Consider the following 20,498-nt stretch of genomic DNA (forward strand, 5'->3'; position numbering starts at 1 on the left):
CGGCCCAAAGAAAGGGCCTGCCATGCTGACTGTAATCTCCCCCGCCAAAAAGCTGAACGAGGTGCCACAGGCCCTTCCCGACGGCCATCAGATGACGGAGCCGGAATTCGCGGCAGAGGCGCTGGAACTGGCAACCCTTGCCCGCGATCTGTCGGTCGATCAGCTGCGCAAGCTCAGCCACATCTCCGAACCGCTTGCCCGCCTGAACCGCGACCGTTTCGCCGCCTTCAGCGCCACGCCCGCCCCCGGAACCATCTACCCCGCCGTGCAATGCTTTGCGGGCGATACCTATCAGGGGCTCGAGGTGCGCACGATGCCCGCCCCGGCGCTGGACTGGGCCGCGGGGCATCTGCGCATCCTGTCGGGGCTTTACGGCCTCTTGCGCCCGTTTGATGCGATTCAGGCCTACCGCCTTGAAATGGGCAGCCGTCTGGCAAACCCGCGCGGGGCCGATCTTTACGCCTTCTGGGGCACCCGCATCGCGCAATCGCTCAACGCCCTCGCCGCCGAGCAAAAGGCCAAGGCCTTGATCAACTGCGCCTCGATCGAGTATTTCGGCGCGGTGGACCGCGCGATGCTGCGCCTGCCGGTCGTCACCCCTGTCTTTCTGGAAGAGCGTGACGGGCAGGCCAAGACCGTCAGCTTCTGGGCCAAGCGGGCGCGCGGCGCGATGGCGCGCTTCATCTGCGAACACCGGCTCATCAACCCTGACGACCTGCGCGGCTTCACCGCCGGCGGCTACAGCCACCGCGCCGATCTGTCGGGCGACGGGCAGATGGTGTTCCTGCGCAGCGCCGCCGCCCAAGAGGCAGCCTAGGCCGCCTCGCCCAAAGGGCGCGCCTCATCGGGGCAGTATTCGACCATCACCTCGAGGATCGCCGATTTGCGCAGCGGTTTGGTCAGATACTTGTCCAGCCCCGCTGCCAGAATTGCCCCGCTGTCCCCCTCCATCGCATGGGCGGTCAGCGCGACGATCGGCACGCGGCTCCGGCCCTCTTCCATCAGCCGGATCGCGCGCGCCGCCTCGCGGCCATCCATCTCGGGCATGGAAATATCCATGAAGATCAGATCGGGCTTCCAGCTCTGAAACTGCTCCACCGCTTCAAGCCCGTTGCTGGCAAAGCGCAAGTCTATGTCCATATCCTTGACCATTTTGGCAAAAACCAGCTGGTTGGTGCGGTTGTCCTCGGCCGCCAGAACGCGCATCTTGCGCCGGCCGCTGGGGGGCGGGGGCGCGGCGGGGGGCAACACCTGCACCGAAAGCTCTTGCAGATGCCGGTAAAGCTCCGAGCGCAGGAGCGGCTTTTGCAAGATCGCCGTCAGCCCCGCCTCTCCCGAGGCGCGCGCGACGACGGGGTTTGACGACAGCATCACAACCGGCATTGCATGCCCCACCGCCCGGATGTGCCGCGCCAGCGTCAGCCCGTCCATCTCGGGCATGTCATGATCGGTCAGCACCACATCAAAGCGGGCATCGGCCGCAAGCAGGGCCAGTGCCTCCGCGCCCGAGCGGCAGAGCGTGACAGCAATGCCGTGCGGCGTCAGTTGCCGCTCCAGAATGGTGCGGTTGATGAACTGGTCATCTACCACCAGCGCCCGCCGCAATGTGATCGGCAACCGCGCCGCAGGGGCGGCTTCCGAAACCGGCAGGCAGACGCGGAACCCGAAACAGGCACCCTTGCCCAATTCGCTGTCCACCCAGACCGAGCCGTCCATCTTCTCGATCAGCCGCCGCGTGATCGCAAGGCCAAGGCCGGTGCCTTCGAACTTGCGGTTCTGCTGGTCGTCCACCTGATTGAACTCGCCGAAGATATGCTCGAGATTGGCCGCCGAAATCCCGATGCCCGTGTCCTCGACCGTCACATGCAGGTTCTGGGCGCCTTCCGCGCCTTCGGGTCCGACCACCCGCACCAGAACATGGCCCTGATCGGTGAACTTCACCGCATTGCCCATCAGATTGGTCAGCACCTGCCGGATACGCCCCGGATCGCCCACAAAGCGCGTGGGCAGGAACATGTCATAATCGATGATCAGGTCGATCCCCTTGGCCCGTGCGCGCGGCTGCAAGAGCATCGCCACCTCATGGATGGTGCGCTCCAGATCGAAGGGTTCGGGGTGCAGCGTCAGCCGCTCCGCCTCGATCTTGGAGTAATCCAGTATGTCATTGATGATGACCAAAAGCGCCTCGCCCGAAGAGCGGATGGTCTCGGCAAACAGGCGCTGTTCCTCGGTAAGGGCGGTATCGCACAGCAATTCGGCCATGCCCACGACGCCATTCATCGGCGTGCGGATCTCGTGGCTCATGTTCGCCAGAAAGGCCGATTTGGCCCGGTTCGCCGCCTCGGCCTGCGCACGGGCGGCCTCCAGCGCGGCCTGCTGCTCTTTCCAGTCGGTGATATCCACGCGCAGACCGACCCGCCCGCCATCGGGCGTGCTCTGCTCCAGCACCCGCAGCCACCGCCCGTTGGAAATCTTCTGCTCGTGGATCGACGACGGCGCGCGGTGCAGAGCCATGCGCTCCGACATCCATTCCGCCTCGCGCCCGACCGCTTCGGCATATTTGCCATGCGCCAGACCGTTGCGCAGAATATCCTCGAACGTCACACCGGGGCGCAGGATGCCCGCGCTTTCGGGGTGGATGTCCCGATACTGTTGATTGCAGGTCAAAAGCCTGTCCTCCCTGTCAAAAAGCACAAATCCATCCGGGATCGCCTCGATCGCGGCCCAGATCCGCATCTGTTCGGTGATGTCGATCGCCAGAGTCACCAGATCGCCATCGCGCGCCCGCCGGTCCATCAGGCGCAGGTAATTGCCATTGGCCATCTGCACGACGACAGGCTCGATCACCTCGGCGTCCAGCCGCGACAGCATGCGCGCCACCCAGTCAGAGGCCGCCTCGCCTTCCAGCCGCACCAGCCCGTCTGCGGCAGCCGCGTGCAGCACGCTGCCATAGGTCACGCCGGGGGCCACGCTCAGCCCCGGAAAGGCCGCCAGATAGGCGCGATTCGCGGCCACCATCTGCAGGCCGGAATCGAAGACGGCAAAGCCATCACGAATCGTATCGATCGAATCCCACAGCCGCCGTTCGGCCATCACCGCAACCGTATGCGCCTGCTCCAGCGCGGTCACAAAGCGCGCGTTCTGGCCCTTCAGCGCCTCGGCCTCCGATTGCGCCTCGCGCACGACAGAGCGTTGCACCACGATCTCATCGGACAGCAGCCGCGCATGCATGGCCAGCTTTTCATTGGCGGCAAAAAGCTCACGGCTTTTCTGTTCCAGCAAACGTTCGGCCGCCAGTCGGGCGCGCCGTTCCTTTGCCAGTTTCTCCGTCATGTCCATGCCGACCCGTCCCATGTCCCGCCATTCTGCGCAGGACCCAAGACCGGACCATAATCGCAACAGAATGAACGGGGCCTTAACATGACAAATCGTGACAGCGGTCGCGCGACGCTTGCATGGTGTGACCCGCCGCCGCATCATGCGCCCCAGTCAAGCGGGGGGCATCTCATGCGGTTTTTCGGTTCGGTTCTCGTGGCCAGTCTGGCCTTTGCCTTGCCCGGTTTCGCGCAGGACAGCGCCTTGGTGCCACCCAAGCGGGCGGTGCTCTCGCAAGATGTCGACCTGCCGGGCGGCGATATCGCGCAGCTTTTCGACACCACCCTCGAAGCCTGCGAGCGCGCCTGCCTCAGCACGGCGCAATGCACCGCCTTCACCTTCAACACGCGCAATGGCTCCTGCTTTCCCAAGGCCGGGCCGGGCGCGGCCAGCCCCTATCTGGGGGCGATCTCGGCGCAGATCCTTCCCGCCGCCACCGGCGCGGAAGACCGTGCCAGAACCCGCCTTCCCGACCTGCGCTTTCTGTCCGACGACGATACGCGCAACGCCCGCGCACAGGCCGATTCCCTTGGCCGCAGCCATCCGGCCAATGACATCGCCGCCGCCAGCCATGCGCAGGCCGCCGCCGAGGCCGAGGCCCGCAATGACCTGCCCGCCGCCCTCCGCTCGGCGGGCGCCGCGCTCGTCCAGACCGACACGCCCGAGGCATGGCTCGAATACGCCCGCCTCTCGCTGATGGCGGGCAGGCGCGACAGCTCCGGCCAGCCCGCCCTGCGCGAACAGGCGCTGCAGGCCAGCATCAACGCCTATCTGCGCGCCGAAAGCGCGCCCCTGCGGCACAGCATCCTTGTCATCATGGCCGAGGCGCTCGAAACGCTGGCACGGGGCCGTGAAATGGTGGGCGCGCTGCGTCTGGCCCAGTCGCTGCAACCGCGTGATGACACCGCCGCCGCGCTGGAAGAGGCCATTGGCAAATACGGCTTCCGCATCACCGATCATGACGTGCAGGCCGATTCCCTGCGCCCGCGCATCTGCGCCAGCTTCTCGGAAGATCTGGTCAAGGCGGGGGTGGATTACGAAACCTTCGTCCAGCTGCCGCAACCCGGCCTGACCGTCACCTCCGACGGCTATCGCCAGCTCTGCGTCGAAGGGCTGGCGCATGGCGCGCGCTATACGCTGACCTTCCGCGAAGGGCTGCCCGCTGCCGACGGGCAGGAACTGGCGAAATCGGTCGCCATCACCGCCTATGTGCGCGACCGCGCCGCCGGAGTGCGCTTTCCGGGCCGCGCCTATGTGCTGCCCAAGGGTGAAGGGGCCGCCATCCCGGTGGAAACCGTCAACACCGACACGCTTGACCTGACGCTGTTCCGCGTGACCGACCGCAACCTCCTCCGCGCCTTCCAGAACGGCTATTTCAGCCAGCCGATTGCCAACTGGCAGGAAGGCTATTTCGACGGCGAAATCGGCGCGCAGATCTGGCAGGGCAGCGCCACAGTCGGGCTGGAGGTGAACCGCGACGTCACCACCCGCCTGCCCTTGGCAGATGCGCTGCGTGGTCAGCCTGCGGGCGTCTACGCGCTCAAGGCCGCGGTTCCCGGTGTCGACCCCTATGTCATTCCCGCGGGTTGGCAGTGGTTTGTCGTCTCCGACCTCGGGCTGACCACGATGTCGGGGGTCGATGGCCTGCATGTGTTCGTGCGCAGCCTTGGCTCGGCGCAGGCCCTGTCCGGCGCCACGGTAGACCTTCTGTCCACCGCCAATGAGGTGCTTGGCACCGCGACCACCGATGCAATGGGCTATGCCCGCTTTGATGCGGGCCTGACGCGCGGCACCGGCGGGGCCGCCCCCGCGCTGGTCGTGGCGCGCAATGGCGAAGATGACCTTGCCTTCCTGTCGCTGACCGATCCCGAATTCGACCTGTCGGATCGCGGCGTCGAAGGCCGCCCCGCCGCCCCGCCGGTGGATGTCTTCCTGACCACCGATCGCGGGGCCTACAGGGCGGGTGAAACCGTCTATGCCACCGCCCTTGCCCGCGACGGGGCCGCCGCCGCCGTGCCGGGCCTGCCGCTCACCGCGCGGCTCAAGCGCCCCGATGGCGTCGAATATTCCCGTGCCTTGGTCGAAGATTCCGGCGCGGGCGGCCATGTCTTTGCCCTGCCCATCGCAGGCACCGCCCCGCGCGGCGTCTGGCGGCTCGAAGTGCTGGCCGACCCCGCCGCCGAACCCCTCACCAGCCGCACCTTTCTGGTCGAGGATTTCCTGCCCGAGCGCATCGATTTTGACCTGACGCTGAACGAACCCGAACTGCGGCTGGGCGATATCCCCACGATCACCGTCAACGCCCGCTATCTCTTCGGTGCCCCCGGCGCCGATCTGGCAATCGAAGGGGAAGTGCTCTTGCGCGCCGCCTCGCAGATCGAGGGCTTTGCAGGCTATGTCTTTGGCCCGCATGACGAACCCTTTGGCGCGCGCATGGAAACCTTTGGCGGCGACCGCACCGATGCCGCCGGTCTTGCCCTGATCTCCCCGCTGCTGCCCGAGGCCGAGGCCCCCAGGCAACCGCTGGAGGCGCGCTTCACCGTCCGCGTCGCCGAAGGCTCGGGCCGTCCCGTGGAACGCCAGCTGACCAAACTGCTGACCCCGACCACCCCGATGATCGGCGTCCGCCCGATGTTCGAAGATGTGGTCGCCGAAGGCACCGAGGCGCGCTTCAACCTGATCGGCCTTGGCGCCAATGGCAAATCCGCCGCGATGGATGTCGACTGGCAGATCACCCGGATCGAGACGAATTACCAATGGTATCAAAGCTATGGCGCGTGGAACTGGGAACCCGTCATCACCCGCACCATTGCCGCCGAAGGCACGGCGCAACTTGGCCCGCAAGCGGTGGAAATCGCCGCGCCCGTGCAATGGGGCGAATATGAACTGCGGGTGACCTCCGCCACCGGCGCGGTCACCTCTACCACCTTCTACGCGGGCTGGTATGCCCCCGCCGATGTGTCCTCGACACCAGACACGCTGGACCTCTCGCTCGACAAACCGGCCTACAAATCCGGCGACACCGCCACCTTGCGCATCGTGCCGCGTGCCGCTGGCACCGCGCTTGTCACCGTGCTGTCGAACCGCCTGATCGCCATGCAGGCGGTCGAGGTGAGCGAGGGTGAAAACCTCATCTCCCTGCCCGTCACCGATGACTGGGGCGCGGGCGTCTATGTCACCGCGTCCGTCCTGCGCCCGATGGATGTCGCCGCAGGCCGCAACCCCGCCCGCGCGCTGGGTCTGGCCCATGCGGCCGTCGACCCCGGCGCACGCAAGCTCGACGTGACGGTGGAAACCGTGATCGAGGCCACTCCCCGCGCCCCGCTCGACGTGGCGATCAATGTCGCAAACCTTGCGCCCGGCGAGCCCGCATGGGTCACCATCGCGGCGGTGGATCAGGGCATCCTGAACCTCACCGCCTTCACCCCGCCCGATCCTTCGGCGCATTACTTCGGCCAGCGCAAGCTGGGGGTCGGCATCCGCGATGTCTATGGCCGCCTGATCGACGGGCTGAACGGCGCGCAAGGCACCGTCCGCTCCGGCGGTGACGCGGGCGCGCAGGCCCGCCTGCAAGCCCCGCCCCCCACCGAAGAACTCGTCGCCTATTTCACCGGCCCCGTGCAAGTCGATGCCGATGGCTACGCCCGCACCACCTTCACCCTGCCCTCCTTCAACGGCAGCGTGAAGATCATGGCCGTGGCATGGTCAGCCAAGGCCGTGGGTCAGGCCAATGCCGATGTGCTGGTGCGCGACCCCGTCGTCGTCACCGCCAGCCTGCCCCGCTTCATGGCCCCCGGCGACTCCAGCCGGATGCTCTTGGAAATCGTCCACGCCACCGGCCCCTCGGGTCGCATGGGCCTTGATGTGACCGCCAGCGGCCTCACCCTCGGCGCGGTCCCCTCGGGCTTTGACCTTGGCGATCAGGCGAAAACCGTCTTTGCCATCCCCGTCACGGCGGGCGAGGCAGGCCTTCACACCCTCACCGTCAACCTCACCACGCCCGACGGCAAGCAACTGGTGAAAACCCTCACCCTCCCCGTGCAGGCCAACGACCCCGAGGTCGCGCGCACCACCCGCCTTACGCTTGCCCAAGGCCAGACGCTTGCCCTCGATGACACCATCTTCGCGGGCCTGTCGCTGGCATCGGCCAAGGCCAGCATGGCCATCGGCCCCCTCGCGCAGATGGACGCGCCCGGCCTGCTGGCCGCGCTCGACCGTTACCCCTATGGCTGCACCGAGCAGATCACCTCCAAGGCCCTGCCGCTCCTCTACTTCGATCAGGTCGCGCAGGCGATGGACCTGCAAGGCGCGGACAACATCCGCGCGCGCATCGAACAGGCGGTGGCCGAAATCCTGACGAACCAGGGCGCCGATGGCAGCTTTGGCCTCTGGTCCCCCGGCGGTGGTGATCTCTGGCTCACCGCCTTTGTCACCGATTTCCTCAGCCGCGCCCGCGCGCAAGGCCATGCCGTGCCCGACCAGGCCTTCCGCGCCGCGCTCGATTCCCTGCGCAATCAGGTGAATTACGCCCCCGACTTCGACGCCAATTCCAACGGCGGCGGCGAGGCGCTGGCCTATGCGCTCATGGTGCTGGCCCGCGAAGGGGCCGCCGCCATCGGCGATCTGCGCTATTATGCCGACGTCAAGGGCGATGCCTTTGCCACCGCCCTCGCGCAGGCGCAACTGGGCGCGGCGCTTGCCAGCTATGGCGACCAACCCCGTGCCGATGCCATGTTCCGCCGCGCAGGCGCCCGCCTGCTCGAACTCGGCCGCAGCGAAACCGAACAGAGCCTCCGCACCGATTACGGCACCAACTTCCGCGACGCCGCCGCCATCCTGACGCTGGCGGTGGATGCAGGCACCGAAGCCATCAACCGTGACGCGCTGATCCAGCGAATCTCGGGCAACACCGCCCCCCTCTCCACCCAAGAGGCCACATGGGCGCTGATGGCCACCAGCGCCCTGATCGACCGCCCCGGCCTTGACGGCATCACCCTGAACGGCACGCCCGCCACCGGCGCGCTGGTCAAGGTGCTGACCGCGGGCAGCGGCCCCGTCACCGTGCAAAACAGCGGGGCCGAGACGATCCTCACCCTCACCGCCTATGGCACGCCCACCGAACCCGAACCCGCAGGCGGCAACGGCTATGCCATCACGCGCAGCTACTACACGCTGGAAGGCGAGCCCGCCACGCTCGACAGCGTCCGCACCGGCGACCGTCTGGTTACCGTGCTGGAGGTGACGCCCTTCGGCACCGGCGAGGCACGGCTGATGGTGGCCGACCCCCTGCCCGCCGGTTTCGAGATCGACAACCCCAACCTCATCACGGGCGGGGCGATTACCAACCTCGAATGGCTGAACCTTGAGTCAGAGGTGGCGCATAGCGAGTTCCGGCAAGACCGTTTCCTCACCGCCATCGACCGCACGAATGCCGATGCCTTCCGGCTGGCCTATATCGTCCGCGCCATCTCTCCGGGCGACTTCCACCACCCCGCCGCCTCGGTCGAAGACATGTATCGGCCGTCCTTCCGCGCCCGTTCGGAAACAGGCCGCGTCACGATTGCCGAGTGATGCGCGCCCGCATCGCCTTTGCCCTTGCCGCGGGCCTGTTCCTCACCGGACTGGCCCGCGACAGCTTTGACGACTGGGTGAAGGCCACCACCCTGCCGCCGCTCGCCCTCGACACCTCGACCGAGGTGGCCGACCGTGATGGCACGCTCCTGCGCGCCTATACCGTGGCCGATGGCCGCTGGCGCATGGCGGTAGACCTTTCGCAGGTCGATGAAGACTACCGCGCCATGCTCATCGCCTATGAGGACAAGCGGTTCTACGACCACGCGGGGGTCGATCTGCGCGCGATGGCCCGCGCGGTGGTGCAGGCCCTGCGCAACGGCCGCGTCATCTCGGGCGGCTCCACCCTCACCATGCAGGTGGCGCGCCTGCTGGAAGACTCCGGCACCGGCGCGATGGGCGGCAAGCTGCGCCAGATGCGCGTCGCTTGGGCGCTGGAGCGGCGGCTGGGCAAGGATCAGATCCTGCAACTCTACATGCACCTCGCCCCCTTCGGCGGCAATCTCGAGGGCGTGCGCGCCGCCTCCTTCGCCTATTTCGGCAAGGAACCCCGCCGCCTGACGCCCGCGCAGGCCGCGCTCTTGGTCGCCATCCCGCAAGCGCCAGAATCGCGCCGCCCTGACCGCGCCCATGCCCGCGCCGTGGCCGCGCGCGAACGGGTGCTGGCCCGCGCCCTGCGCGATGGCATCCTGCCGCCCGATCAGGCCCAAGGCGCGCTGACCGAACCCGTGCCACACGCCCGTCTGCCCTTCCCCGCGCTCGCCCCCCATCTCGCCGACCGCGCCCGCAGCGAGAACCCGACCGCGCGGCACCACCAACTGACGCTCAGGGCCAGCCTGCAACGCAGCCTCGAATCCCTCGCCCGCGACGTGATCGCCACCCAAGGCGAGCGGGTGCAGATCGCCATCGTCGCCGCCGACCACCGCTCGGGCGAAATCCTTGCCTCGGTCGGCTCCGCCGCCTTTGCCGCCGACCAGCGTGCGGGCTTCGTCGACATGACCACCGCCCTGCGCAGCCCCGGTTCCACCCTGAAACCGCTGATCTATGGCCTCGCCTTCGACCAAGGCCTCGCCCATCCCGAAACGCTGATCGAGGACCGCCCGCAGCGCTTTGGCACCTATGCCCCGCAGAACTTCGACCGCCAGTTTCGCGGCACCGTCCGGGTGCGCGACGCGTTGCAACTCTCGCTGAACCTGCCAGTGGTGCAACTGCTCGATGCGATGGGGCCGCCCCGCCTGCTGGCCGCCTTTGACAAGGCCGCCATCCGCGCCGTCATCCCCGGCGGCCAACCCGGCCTTGCCATCGGTTTGGGCGGCATCGGCATCAGCCTCACCGATATGGTGCAGCTTTACGCCGCCATCGCGCGGGGCGGCGTGGCCCTGCCGCTGACATGGCACAAGGACGGCACCCGCGCCGAAGGCCAGCGCCTGCTCTCCGCCCCCGCCGCATGGCAGATCGGTGATATCCTCGAGGGCCTCGCCCCGCCCCCCGGCGCGCCCGCCAACCGGCTCGCCTACAAGACCGGCACCAGCTATGGCCACCGCGACACATGGGCCATCGGCTATGACGGGCGGCATGTGGTGGGCGTCTGGCTGGGCCGCGCCGATGGCACGCCCGTGCCGGGTGCCTTCGGGGCCGACATTGCCGCGCCGGTGCTGTTTCAGGCCTTCGCCCGCATCGCGCCCCGGCTGGAGCCGCAGCCGCCCGCGCCGCCTGCCACGCTTCTGGTGTCCAACACACAGCTGCCGCAACCGCTGCAACGCTTCCGCCCGCGCGATACGCTCACCGCCGATGCCAATGCCCCCGGCATCGCCTTCCCGCCCGACGGGGCCGAGGTGGAGCTTCTGGATGGGGCGCTGCTGGTCAAGGTCGCGGGCGGCACCGCGCCCTTCACATGGCTGGCCGATGGCGTGCCGGTCGTGGTGCAGGACCGCGCCCGCAGCGCGCTCCTGACCCTGCCCGGCACCGGATTTGTCAGCCTGTCGGTGATCGACGCAGAGGGCCGCTCGGCCCGCGCAAAGGTGCGCCTGCGCTAGACCCGCTCGATGGCCAGCGCGATACCCTGTCCGCCACCGATGCACATGGTGATCAAGGCCGTGCGCGCGCCCGTGCGCTCCAGTTCGTGCAGCGCCTTCACCACAAGGATCGTCCCCGTCGCTCCCACCGGATGGCCCAGCGCAATCGCGCCGCCGTTCGGGTTCACCCGCGACGGATCAAGCCCAAGCTCACGGTTCACCGCAATCGCCTGCGCGGCAAAGGCTTCGTTCGACTCCACCAGATCGAAATCGGCAGGCTTCATCCCCAGCTTGGCACACAGCGCCTCGACCGCAGGCACGGGGCCGATGCCCATCACCTTGGGGTCGACCCCCGCATGGGCATAGCCCATCACCCGCGCCCGCGCCGTCGCCCCCGACGGCACACCGCGCGACAAGACCAGCGCCGCAGCGCCATCATTGATGCCGCTGGCATTGCCCGCCGTCACCGTGCCGTCTTTCTGGAACACCGGCTTCAACCCCGACAGGGCGTCGAGCGAGGTCGCCTTGGGATGCTCGTCCACCGCAAACTGCACCGGTCCCTTGCGCGTCTCGACCGTGATCGGGGTGATCTGCGCCGCGAACAGCCCCGCCTCGATGGCGCGCGCCGCCCGCTTCTGGCTTTCCAGCGCAAAGGCATCCTGCGCCGCGCGGCTGATGCCGAACTGCGCCGCGACGTTCTCCGCCGTCACTCCCATATGGCCGGTGCCAAAGGGGCAGGTCAGCGCGCCCGTCATCATGTCCAGCGCGCGGGTATCCCCCATCTTCTGGCCAAAGCGCGCGGCGGGCAGGATGTAGGGCGACCGGCTCATGCTTTCCGCGCCGCCCGCGATCGCCACCGCGCAATCCCCCAGCATCAGCGCCTGCACCGCCGACACCACCGCCTGCGCGCCCGACCCGCACAACCGGTTGACATTCATCGCAGGCACGGTTTCCGGCACACCGGCCTGCATCGCGGCCACCCGGCTCAGATACATGTCGCGCGGCTCTGTGTTGATGACATGGCCCATCACCACATGGCCCACCTGCGCGCCCGCAACCCCCGCCTGCGCCAGCGCCGCCGTCATCACCTGCGCCGCCACCTCGATCGGCGGCACCGCCGCGAGGGAACCGCCGAAACCGCCAATCGCAGAGCGGGTGGCAGACAGAATGAAAACATCATGCGAGTCGCTGGGCATAAGAACCTCCTGAAATTCAGGCAATCCTAACGACTTTCCACATCGCGGGGAAAGTCCGACGCAACGTCGATTGACACCGCCCCGCGCCCGCGAGATGGAGAGCGGCCAGCCGCACCCCAAGCCCGAGGACAGAATGTCGAACCCCGCCCGCGCCAGCCTCAGCCTTCTGCTGGTGGGCATCGCCACCTTCATCATGATGGGGGCCGGCCAGTCGCTTTACGGTCCGGCGCTGCCCGCCTTTGGCCGCAACCTTGCGCTCAGCGCGGCGCAGGCAGGATGGCTCGTCTCGGCCCATTGGGTCGGCTGCGCGGTGGGCGTGGCGATGATGTATCGCTGGGGCACCCGCATCTCGCCGCGCCACACGGTCGCGCTGATGGCGGCAGGGGCTGCTGCCATCGCCGCAGGTCTGGGCGTGGCGGCAACCTTTGCGGGCGCGCTCGTCTTCGGCACCGGCTATGGTCTTGCCACCGTGGTATTCAACCCGCGCATCCTGCGCGCCTTCGGCGCGCGCGGCACCGCGATGGTCAGCCTCGTGAACGCCAGCTTCGGCATCGGGGCCATTGCCGCGCCCCTGATCTTCGTCTGGATCGGCTCGCAGCCCACGCTGGCCTATGGTCTTGTCGCGGGCCTTGCGCTGCTGATCTGGCTCGGCGCAGGCCCCGCAGGCAAGGCCGCACCGCCACCCGCGCCGGGCAGCACCGGCCCCTTCCGCCCGATGCTGTCGTTCCAGCTTTTCGCCGTCGCCGGCATCGGGATCGAGGCGACGCTGATCGGCCTCGGCCCCAGCGCCCTGATCGGCGCGGGCCTGCCCGAGGCGACCGCCGCCCAACTGCTCAGCGGCTTCTTCGTGGCCTTCCTCGGCGCGCGGACGCTGCTGATCTTCACCGCCCATCTGGTCGCGCCCTTCCTGCTCTATGTAGGAGCGATGACGGCGGTGGCGGTCATGGCGGCGCTGGCGGCATGGGTCAGCCCCGGCCTGTTCTTCGTGGCGATGGGCCTGCCCGCAGGGCTGTTCTTCCCCGGCTTCTACGTCGCGGCCAGTCTGCGCATGGGGGATGATCCGCGCACCGCGCCCACCATCATCGCCGCAGGTCTGGTCGGCGGCATCACCGCACCCGTGGTGCTGGCCCCGCTGCTTGGCCCGCTCGGCGGCAGCGGATTTTTTGTGGTGATCGCCACCGTCGCGGCGCTTTGCGCCGTGCTGGGTCTGCAGCTCTATCTGCGCTTGCCAGAATTGCGCCGCTAGGCCAGTCTGGCGGTATGGCAAAACCCGCTCCGAAATATGGCCCGACGCGCGGCGAATACCTGATCCGGCTGGCGATCTCGGGTGTGGGTCTGGCAATGCTGGGCGGGTCAATCGCCCTGCAAGGCTGGCCCGAAGGCCCCGGACTGGTCGAGGTGGTGGGTTTCGCGGGCCTGTTCTTCGGCGTCTCGGCCATCGGCGCCCTGCGCGGCCTTCTCCGTTAACCCGCTTGCGGCGGCTGCAAAGGCACGCGTCCCGCAGTGGTCAGGTGAAACACCTCGCCCTCCTCGATCACCACCACCGACAGCGGCCCGCCATAGGCTGCCGAACTGTCGATGTTGACGCGGTTGCCGTAATGCGTCGGCACGTCGATGGCGGTATGCCCATGCACGATCAGTGCCTCGAACGGGCCATCATGGTCGAGAAACCCCGCACGGATCCAGCACAGGTCATCCTCGGACTGGTGTTCGATGGCAATGCCCGGACGCACCCCGGCATGCACGAAGATCACCCCGTTGGCCCTGTGCCAGGCAGGGCGGCTGTTCAGGAACTCCACATCGGCCTGCGGCACCAGACCCCGCGCATCGGCATGGACCTTCTCTATCGGACGATCCCCCGCACTGCGCACCCCGTATGAGCGCAGCGTCTCGGCTCCGCCGATCTTGGGGTGCAGCCAGCTCAGATCCGCGCGCAGGCAGGGATCACGCAAGGCAGGATCGGCCATGAAGGTCGTGAACAGACGGTCGTGATTGCTGCGCAGGACCACCCAGTCCTGCCCCGCCTCGATACCGCAGCGAAGGTACTCCACCACAGCGGCACTGGCCGGACCACGGTCGACCAGATCGCCCACATGCACCACCTGCCCTGCGCCATGACGGGCCATGTCATCGGCGATCAGATCATGCACGCCGCGCAGAAGATCGAAATGGCCGTGAATGTCGCCGATGGCATAGGTCTGCATGGTCGGGCCTTTCGACTGCGGAAAGCCCGGGGGCGCTGCCCCCGGACCCCCGGGATATTTAGGAACAGATGAAAGGGCAAGCCGCGCCTTTCGCTGCTCTTCGGGTCAGGCGCCTTCGAACACCAGCGGTTTGACTTGCAGGAACATGCCGGTGTTGTTCAGCGTCTCCACCACCTTGGGGTTGATCGGCTGGTCAAGGTAGAGGAGCGCGATGGCATCCTGCCCGATGGCCGAGCGGCCAAGGGTGAAGTTGGCGATGTTGACGCCGTTCTTGCCCAGCGTCATGCCCAGCAGGCCGATGATGCCCGGCACGTCCTCGTTGGTGGTGTAGAGCATGTGCTCGCCCACCTCGGCGTCGATGTTGATGCCCTTGATCTGGATGAAGCGCGGCTTGCCATCCGAGAAGCAGGTGCCGGCGATGGAGCGCTCGCGCTTTTCCGTGACCATCGTCACCTTGATGTAGGCATCGAACACGCCGGATTTGTCCTGACGTGTGGTGGAGACCTGGATGCCGCGTTCCTTGGCCACGATGGGGGCGGAGACGAGGTTCACATCGGGGTTCTGCGCCTTCATCACGCCCGCGATGGCGGCGCAGTTCAGCGCGGCAAGGTTCATCTGGGTGACCGAACCGTCATAGAGGATGTTGATGGCCTTGATCGGCTCATCCGTCATCTGCCCGATGAAGGCCCCCAGATGGCCGGCAAGCTTGATCCACGGGCCCATCACGGCGGCCTCTTCGGCGGTGACGGAGGGCATGTTCAGCGCGTTCGACACAGCGCCCGTCAGCAGATAATCGGACATCTGCTCGGCCACCTGCAGCGCCACGTTCTCCTGCGCTTCGGTGGTCGAGGCGCCCAGATGCGGGGTGACGACCACGTTGGGCAGGTTGAACAGCGGCGAGTCCACCGCCGGTTCCACCTCGAACACATCGAGCGCCGCGCCCGCGACATGGCCGGATTTCAGCGCATCGGCCAGTGCTGCCTCGTCGATCAGGCCGCCGCGCGCACAGTTGATGATGCGCACGCCCTTCTTGGTCTTGGCAAGGTTCTCGCGGCTCAGGATGTTGCGGGTCTTGTCGGTCAGCGGCACATGCATGGTGATGAAATCGGCGCGGGCCAGCAATTCGTCCAGCTCCACCTTGGTGACACCCAGCTGCACCGCCCGCTCTTCCGACAGGAAGGGATCATAGGCCACCACCTTCATGTGCAGGCCAAGGGCGCGGTCGCAGACGATGCCGCCGATGTTTCCCGCACCGATCACGCCCAGCGTCTTGTTGAACAGCTCCACCCCCATGAAGCGGGACTTTTCCCATTTGCCGGCATGGGTCGAGGCGCTGGCCTCGGGCAATTGCCGCGCCACCGCGAACATCATCGCGATGGTATGCTCGGCCGTGGTGATCGAATTGCCGAAGGGCGTGTTCATCACGATGATGCCCTTCTTGGACGCCGCCGGAATATCGACATTGTCGACGCCGATTCCGGCGCGACCGATCACCTTCAGGCGGGTTGCCGCAGCCAGCAGCTTTTCGGTGGCCTTGGTGGCCGAGCGGATCGCCAGACCGTCATACTGGTCGATCACCGCCAGCAGCGCATCCTTGTCCTTGCCAAGCTTGGGCATGTAGTCGACGTCAATGCCGCGATCGCGGAAGATCTGGACAGCGGTTTCGGAGAGTTCGTCGGAAACGAGAACCTTGGGGGCCATGAGGATATCCTTGGAAAATCTGTGGGGAAGGCTTCGTCGCTCCCTCCGGGCGCTTCTCAGCGAAGAGCGCCCGAAGGGAGCGATGAGCAAAGGGTCAGGGTCAGGCCGCTTGCGCTTGCGCCGCGATCTCGGCCTCGAAGGCATGGGCGATCCACGGCATCAGCGCGGCCACGTCCGAGGTTTCCACCGTCGATCCGCACCAGATGCGCAGGCCCGCCGGCGCATCGCGATAAGCGCCGATGTCATAGGCGACGCCCGCCTTTTCCAGCCGTTTGGCAACCGCCTTGGCAAAAGACTCGCCATCGACGATCCGCGCATCGGCGAACTTGAGGCACACGCTGGTGGTCGAGGCAATCTCGGGCGTCTCGGCCAGATTCTGCAGCCACGGGTTTGCCGCGCAGAAATCCCAGACAACCTGCGCATTGGCCTTGGCCCGCGCCACCAGCCCTTGCAGCCCGCCCACCGACTTGGCCCATTTCAGCGCGACCAGATAATCCTCCACCGCCATCATCGACGGGGTGTTGATCGTCTCGCCGGTGAAAATCCCCTCGATCAGCTTGCCCTTGGCGGTCAGGCGGAAGATCTTCGGCAGCGGCCATGCGGGGGTATAGGTTTCAAGCCGTTCTACCGCCCGCGGGCTCAGGATCAGCACGCCATGCGCGCCCTCGCCGCCCAGCACCTTCTGCCAGGAGAAGGTCACCACATCCAGCTTGGCCCAGTCCATCTCCATCGCAAAGGCGGCAGAGGTCGCATCGCAAATGGTCAGGCCCTTGCGGTCGGCCGGAATGGCCCCGGCATCGGGCAGGCGGCAGCCGCTGGTGGTGCCGTTCCAGGTGAACACCACGTCGCTGTCGAAATCGACGGTCGAGAAATCCACGATCTGCCCGTAGGGCGCTTTCTTGACCTTGGCATCCAGCTTCAGCTGCTTGACCACATCGGTCACCCAGCCTTCGCCAAAGCTTTCCCAGGCCAGCATTTCCACCGGGCGCGCACCCAGAAGCGACCACATCGCCATCTCGACCGCGCCGGTGTCGGAACCGGGGACGATGCCGATGCGGTAATCGGCAGGCACGCCGAGAATCTCGCGGGTCAGGTCGATCGCCTCTTTCAGCTTGGCCTTGCCGACGGCGGCACGGTGCGAGCGGCCCAGAGGCGCGTCAGCAAGCATATCGAGCGAAAAACCGGGGATCTTGGCACAGGGGCCGGAAGAAAAGCGCGGGTTTGCCGGGCGCGCAGCCGGGGCGATCAGATCAGCCATGGTATCCTCACAGATAAATGCCCTTCGTTGGGGAAGGGTGTCCCACTGACGCGCATACAGGGCGGCACACTCTGGCACAAGGGGGAAAATCGTCGTAAAGCGGCGCATCGGCGCGCGAAAGCGACGCGCCGCCTGCCAAAGGATCGTCCATGTTCATCGCCACCCTCCTGACCAATCCCGAAACCCCGGTGCTGGACCGCGCCACGGTGGAATCCCTGCGCAATGCCTGGGGCGGGGGCGATGCGCATTGGCTCGATCCGGGCGTCGCCGCCGAATTCCCGCTCGAATCCCTGCCCGCGAATCTCTGGGAGGTCTGGGCCGGCCTGCAACCCCTGCGGGTCGATCTGGCGGTGCAACCTGCCGCCAACCGCCGCAAACGCCTGCTCATCGCCGATATGGACAGCACGATGATCCAGCAGGAATGCATCGACGAGCTGGCCGACGAGGCGGGGGTGGGCGCCTATGTGGCGGGCATCACTGCGCGGGCGATGAATGGCGAGCTGGATTTCGAATCCGCCTTGCGCGAAAGGGTGGGCCTGCTGAAAGACCTGCCCGAAGCCACCATCGCCCGCGTGATCCGCGACCGCATCACCCTGATGCCGGGGGGCCGCGCCCTTCTGGCGACCATGCGGGCCAACGGGGCCCATGCGGCGCTGGTGTCGGGCGGCTTCACCGCCTTTACCGCCAGCATCGCGCAAACCCTCGGCTTTGACGAACACCGCGCCAACACGCTTCTGGTGGCGGATGGCAAGCTGACAGGGCAAGTAGCCGAGCCGATCCTTGGCAAGCAGGCCAAGCTTGATGCCCTGCTCGCCATCACCGCCCGCCTCGGCCTGACGCCCGAAGACGCCATTGCGGTTGGCGACGGGGCCAATGATCTTGCCATGCTCAACCGGGCGGGCGCGGGCGTCGCGCTGCACGCCAAACCTGCCGTGGCAGCGCAATGCAGCCTGCGCGTGAACCACGGCGATCTGACCGCGCTGCTCTACCTGCAGGGCTACACGCGCGAGGAGTTTGTGGCATGATGACCCGCCCCGCCACCCCCGCCGATGCGGGCGCGATGGCCGATCTGCTGAACCGCATCATCGCCATCGGCGGCACCACCGCGCATGAAACCCCGAAAAGCGCCGAAACCGTGCGGCGCGATTATATCGACGGGCCAGCCACCCTCACCTGTGTCGTGGCCGAAAGCGGGGGCCGGATCATCGGCTGGCAGGCCGTCGGCTGGCATGGTGCCGAGGCGCATATCGGCAGTTTCGTCGACCCCGACGTGCAGGCCAAAGGCACCGGCGCGCAGATGTTCGCCCTGACCCGAAGCCTCTGCCGCGAGAGGGGCCTCACCGAGATCTTCGCCACCATCCGCGCCGACAACACCCCCGGTCTGGCCTATTACGCCCGCCTCGGCTTTGCCGATATCGGCGCGGAACCGGATTATGCCCTGTCCACCGGACAAGTGGTCGGGCGCATCCACCGCAAGCTCAGCCTGCGCTGAGCAGCAACTCCGCCTCGCCCGCCACAAAGGCAAAGCCGTTCGGCCCCAGCGTCAGCCGCCCCGCCTCCAGATGCGCGGCATGGCAGGGCGCGCCTGCGGCCAACTGCCCCGCCGCCTGCACCACCACCGGACGCGGTGACAGGTTGAACACGCAGGCCAGCCCCTCGCCCCGCGCAAAGCCCAGCACAGGTTCGGGCAGGTTGAAGAACCGCGTCCGCCCAAGCCGCAGGGCCGGCGTCGCGCGCCGGTAGGCCAGCATCTCGCGGTAGAACTCCAGCACCGACCCCGGCACCCCGTCCTGATCCGCCACATTCCGCGCCAGTTGCGGTGCCTTCACCGGCAACCACGGCTTCACCTCGGAAAACCCGCCATGCGCCGAGCGGTCCCAGACCATCGGCGTGCGGCAGCCGTCGCGGCCCTTGTAATCGGGCCAGAAGCGTATCCCCGGCGGGTCGGTCAGTTCTTCGAACAGCACATCGGTTTCGGTCTGCCCCACCTCCTCGCCCTGGTAAAGGCAGACCGAGCCTTCGAAGGACAGCAGAAGCGCCGCAGCCTGCTTTGCCACCGCATCCGCCGCGCCGTGATCGGCCCAGCGCGTCGCGTGGCGGATCACGTCATGGTTGGAAAAGGCCCACATCGGCCAGCCCTCGGGCGCGCCCTGAAAGAAACCTTCGATCTTCTCGCGGAAATGCCCTGCGGTAAACTCCGGCCCCAGCATGTCAAAACTGTAGGCCATGTGCAGCCGCCCCGGCTGGGTATATTCGGCCATGATCGCCACATTGCGCCATGCCGCATCGCCCACCTCGCCCACCATCGTGCGGCCTTCGTATTCATCCGTCAGCGCCCGCAACCGCTCCAGCCAGCCGATGTTCTCGGGGCGCGACTTGGAAAACAGGTGATCCTGCATGTCATAGGGGTTGACGGGCGGGCGGTTGTCACGGCCCGGCATCGGACCGTTGGGCCGCAACTGATCGTCATGGAAATAATAGTTCACCGTATCCAGCCGGAACCCGTCCACCCCCCGCTCCAGCCAGAACCGCAACACCTCCAGCGCCCAATCCTGAACCGCAGGGTTGTGGAAGTTGAAATCCGGCTGGCTCGGCAGAAAGTTGTGCAGGTAGTACTGCCGCCGCCGCGAGTCCCACTCCCACGCAGACCCGCCGAACACCGACAGCCAGTTGTTCGGCGGGCTGCCATCGGGCTTGGCATCGGCCCAGACATACCAGTCGGCGCGCGGGTTATCCCGGCTCATCCGGCTTTCGCGGAAAAACGGGTGCTGATCCGAGGAATGCGAAATCACCTGATCGATGATGACCTTAAGCCCAAGCTCATGCGCCCGCGCCACCATCGCATCAAACCCCGCCAGATCGCCGAACAGCGGGTCCACATCGGTGTAATCCGACACGTCATAGCCCATATCGGCCATCGGGCTTTTGAAGATCGGCGACAGCCAGACCGCATCCACCCCCAAGGCGGCCAGATGCGGCAACCGCGCGGTGATCCCGGCCAGATCGCCGATTCCGTCGCCGTTGGAATCCTGAAAGGACCTCGGATAAACCTGATAGGTCACCGACCCACGCCACCATTCCGCCATTGCCGCACCCCACACGCTTTTCGCCACTCAAACCGTTTTGAATCGGGCCTTCAAGCCGGAATCGGCACAATCGCCCTGTTGCCCGCGCCCGG

Annotated in this window: 13 protein-coding genes; 7 read left to right on the forward strand and 6 right to left on the reverse strand. The window is 67.0% G+C overall.

Annotation, left to right across the window (positions count from 1 at the left end; translation table 11 throughout):
• The first annotated feature begins 22 nt into the window (after positions 1 to 22).
• Positions 23 to 817, forward strand: a complete 795-nt coding sequence (yaaA, locus tag G3572_RS07960) for a peroxide stress protein YaaA (protein ID WP_164610552.1) — start codon at positions 23 to 25, stop codon at positions 815 to 817.
• On the opposite strand, the gene G3572_RS07965 is transcribed toward yaaA, so the two are convergent.
• Positions 814 to 3,339, reverse strand: coding sequence for a response regulator (locus G3572_RS07965; RefSeq protein WP_164610554.1), 2,526 nt, complete (start codon positions 3,337 to 3,339; stop codon positions 814 to 816). The two genes, yaaA and G3572_RS07965, sit on opposite strands and share 4 nt — an antisense overlap.
• Before the next feature lie 168 nt (positions 3,340 to 3,507).
• Here G3572_RS07965 and G3572_RS07970 point away from each other — a divergent pair, with 168 nt between their 5' ends.
• Positions 3,508 to 8,946, forward strand: a complete 5,439-nt coding sequence (locus G3572_RS07970) for an alpha-2-macroglobulin family protein (RefSeq protein ID WP_164610556.1) — start codon at positions 3,508 to 3,510, stop codon at positions 8,944 to 8,946.
• Positions 8,943 to 10,982, forward strand: coding sequence for a penicillin-binding protein 1C (gene pbpC / locus G3572_RS07975; protein WP_164610558.1), 2,040 nt, complete (start codon positions 8,943 to 8,945; stop codon positions 10,980 to 10,982). The genes G3572_RS07970 and pbpC overlap by 4 nt, the downstream gene beginning before the upstream one ends.
• Here the strand turns inward: pbpC and bktB are convergent.
• A complete protein-coding gene (bktB, locus tag G3572_RS07980; RefSeq protein WP_164610560.1) occupies positions 10,979 to 12,157 on the reverse strand; it encodes a beta-ketothiolase BktB in 1,179 nt (392 codons plus the stop codon). The two genes, pbpC and bktB, sit on opposite strands and share 4 nt — an antisense overlap.
• 70 nt (positions 12,158 to 12,227) lie before the next feature.
• On the opposite strand from bktB, the gene G3572_RS07985 reads away from it, so the two are divergent.
• Both G3572_RS07985 and G3572_RS07990 read left to right on the forward strand, forming a co-directional pair.
• Entirely contained in the window at positions 12,228 to 13,403 is a 1,176-nt protein-coding gene (locus tag G3572_RS07985) for an MFS transporter (protein WP_164610562.1), read from the forward strand.
• A 14-nt stretch (positions 13,404 to 13,417) separates the two neighbouring features.
• A complete protein-coding gene (locus tag G3572_RS07990) occupies positions 13,418 to 13,624 on the forward strand; it encodes a hypothetical protein (RefSeq protein ID WP_164610564.1) in 207 nt (68 codons plus the stop codon).
• Here the strand turns inward: G3572_RS07990 and G3572_RS07995 are convergent.
• The 3 genes from G3572_RS07995 to G3572_RS08005 all read right to left on the reverse strand — a co-directional run bounded on the left by G3572_RS07995 (position 13,621) and on the right by G3572_RS08005 (position 17,320).
• On the reverse strand, positions 13,621 to 14,361 hold the full coding sequence (locus G3572_RS07995) for a metallophosphoesterase (protein ID WP_164610566.1): 741 nt from the start codon (positions 14,359 to 14,361) through the stop codon (positions 13,621 to 13,623). The two genes, G3572_RS07990 and G3572_RS07995, sit on opposite strands and share 4 nt — an antisense overlap.
• Positions 14,362 to 14,466: 105 nt before the next feature.
• A complete protein-coding gene (serA, locus tag G3572_RS08000) occupies positions 14,467 to 16,062 on the reverse strand; it encodes a phosphoglycerate dehydrogenase (protein ID WP_164610568.1) in 1,596 nt (531 codons plus the stop codon).
• Positions 16,063 to 16,162: 100 nt separating this feature from the next.
• A complete protein-coding gene (locus G3572_RS08005; protein WP_164610570.1) occupies positions 16,163 to 17,320 on the reverse strand; it encodes a phosphoserine transaminase in 1,158 nt (385 codons plus the stop codon).
• A 149-nt stretch (positions 17,321 to 17,469) separates the two neighbouring features.
• Between G3572_RS08005 and serB the strand changes: the two genes are divergently transcribed.
• Positions 17,470 to 18,345, forward strand: coding sequence for a phosphoserine phosphatase SerB (gene serB / locus G3572_RS08010; RefSeq protein ID WP_164610572.1), 876 nt, complete (start codon positions 17,470 to 17,472; stop codon positions 18,343 to 18,345).
• Positions 18,342 to 18,812 (forward strand): GNAT family N-acetyltransferase, encoded by a 471-nt coding sequence (locus G3572_RS08015; RefSeq protein ID WP_164610574.1) that lies wholly within the window; start codon positions 18,342 to 18,344, stop codon positions 18,810 to 18,812. Before serB ends, G3572_RS08015 begins: the two co-directional genes overlap by 4 nt.
• Here G3572_RS08015 and G3572_RS08020 read toward each other — a convergent pair.
• Positions 18,799 to 20,406: an alpha-amylase family glycosyl hydrolase gene (locus tag G3572_RS08020; RefSeq protein WP_164611296.1), complete on the reverse strand. Its 1,608-nt coding sequence runs from the start codon at positions 20,404 to 20,406 to the stop codon at positions 18,799 to 18,801. The genes G3572_RS08015 and G3572_RS08020 overlap by 14 nt on opposite strands.
• Between the last annotated feature and the right edge of the window lie 92 nt (positions 20,407 to 20,498).

This window comes from Pseudotabrizicola algicola, from assembly GCF_010915705.1.
Classification (GTDB): Bacteria; Pseudomonadota; Alphaproteobacteria; order Rhodobacterales; family Rhodobacteraceae; genus Pseudotabrizicola; species Pseudotabrizicola algicola.

What these genes read in the sequence shown, in the direction of transcription:
- yaaA (WP_164610552.1), top strand. Translation starts at nt 23, where the DNA reads ATGCTGACTGTAATCTCCCCCGCCAAAAAGCTGAACGAGGTGCCACAG.
- G3572_RS07965 (WP_164610554.1), bottom strand. Translation starts at nt 3,339, where the DNA reads ATGGACATGACGGAGAAACTGGCAAAGGAACGGCGCGCCCGACTGGCG.
- G3572_RS07970 (WP_164610556.1), top strand. Translation starts at nt 3,508, where the DNA reads ATGCGGTTTTTCGGTTCGGTTCTCGTGGCCAGTCTGGCCTTTGCCTTG.
- bktB (WP_164610560.1), bottom strand. Translation starts at nt 12,157, where the DNA reads ATGCCCAGCGACTCGCATGATGTTTTCATTCTGTCTGCCACCCGCTCT.
- G3572_RS07990 (WP_164610564.1), top strand. Translation starts at nt 13,418, where the DNA reads ATGGCAAAACCCGCTCCGAAATATGGCCCGACGCGCGGCGAATACCTG.
- G3572_RS07995 (WP_164610566.1), bottom strand. Translation starts at nt 14,361, where the DNA reads ATGCAGACCTATGCCATCGGCGACATTCACGGCCATTTCGATCTTCTG.
- serA (WP_164610568.1), bottom strand. Translation starts at nt 16,062, where the DNA reads ATGGCCCCCAAGGTTCTCGTTTCCGACGAACTCTCCGAAACCGCTGTC.
- G3572_RS08005 (WP_164610570.1), bottom strand. Translation starts at nt 17,320, where the DNA reads ATGGCTGATCTGATCGCCCCGGCTGCGCGCCCGGCAAACCCGCGCTTT.
- serB (WP_164610572.1), top strand. Translation starts at nt 17,470, where the DNA reads ATGTTCATCGCCACCCTCCTGACCAATCCCGAAACCCCGGTGCTGGAC.
- G3572_RS08015 (WP_164610574.1), top strand. Translation starts at nt 18,342, where the DNA reads ATGATGACCCGCCCCGCCACCCCCGCCGATGCGGGCGCGATGGCCGAT.
- G3572_RS08020 (WP_164611296.1), bottom strand. Translation starts at nt 20,406, where the DNA reads ATGGCGGAATGGTGGCGTGGGTCGGTGACCTATCAGGTTTATCCGAGG.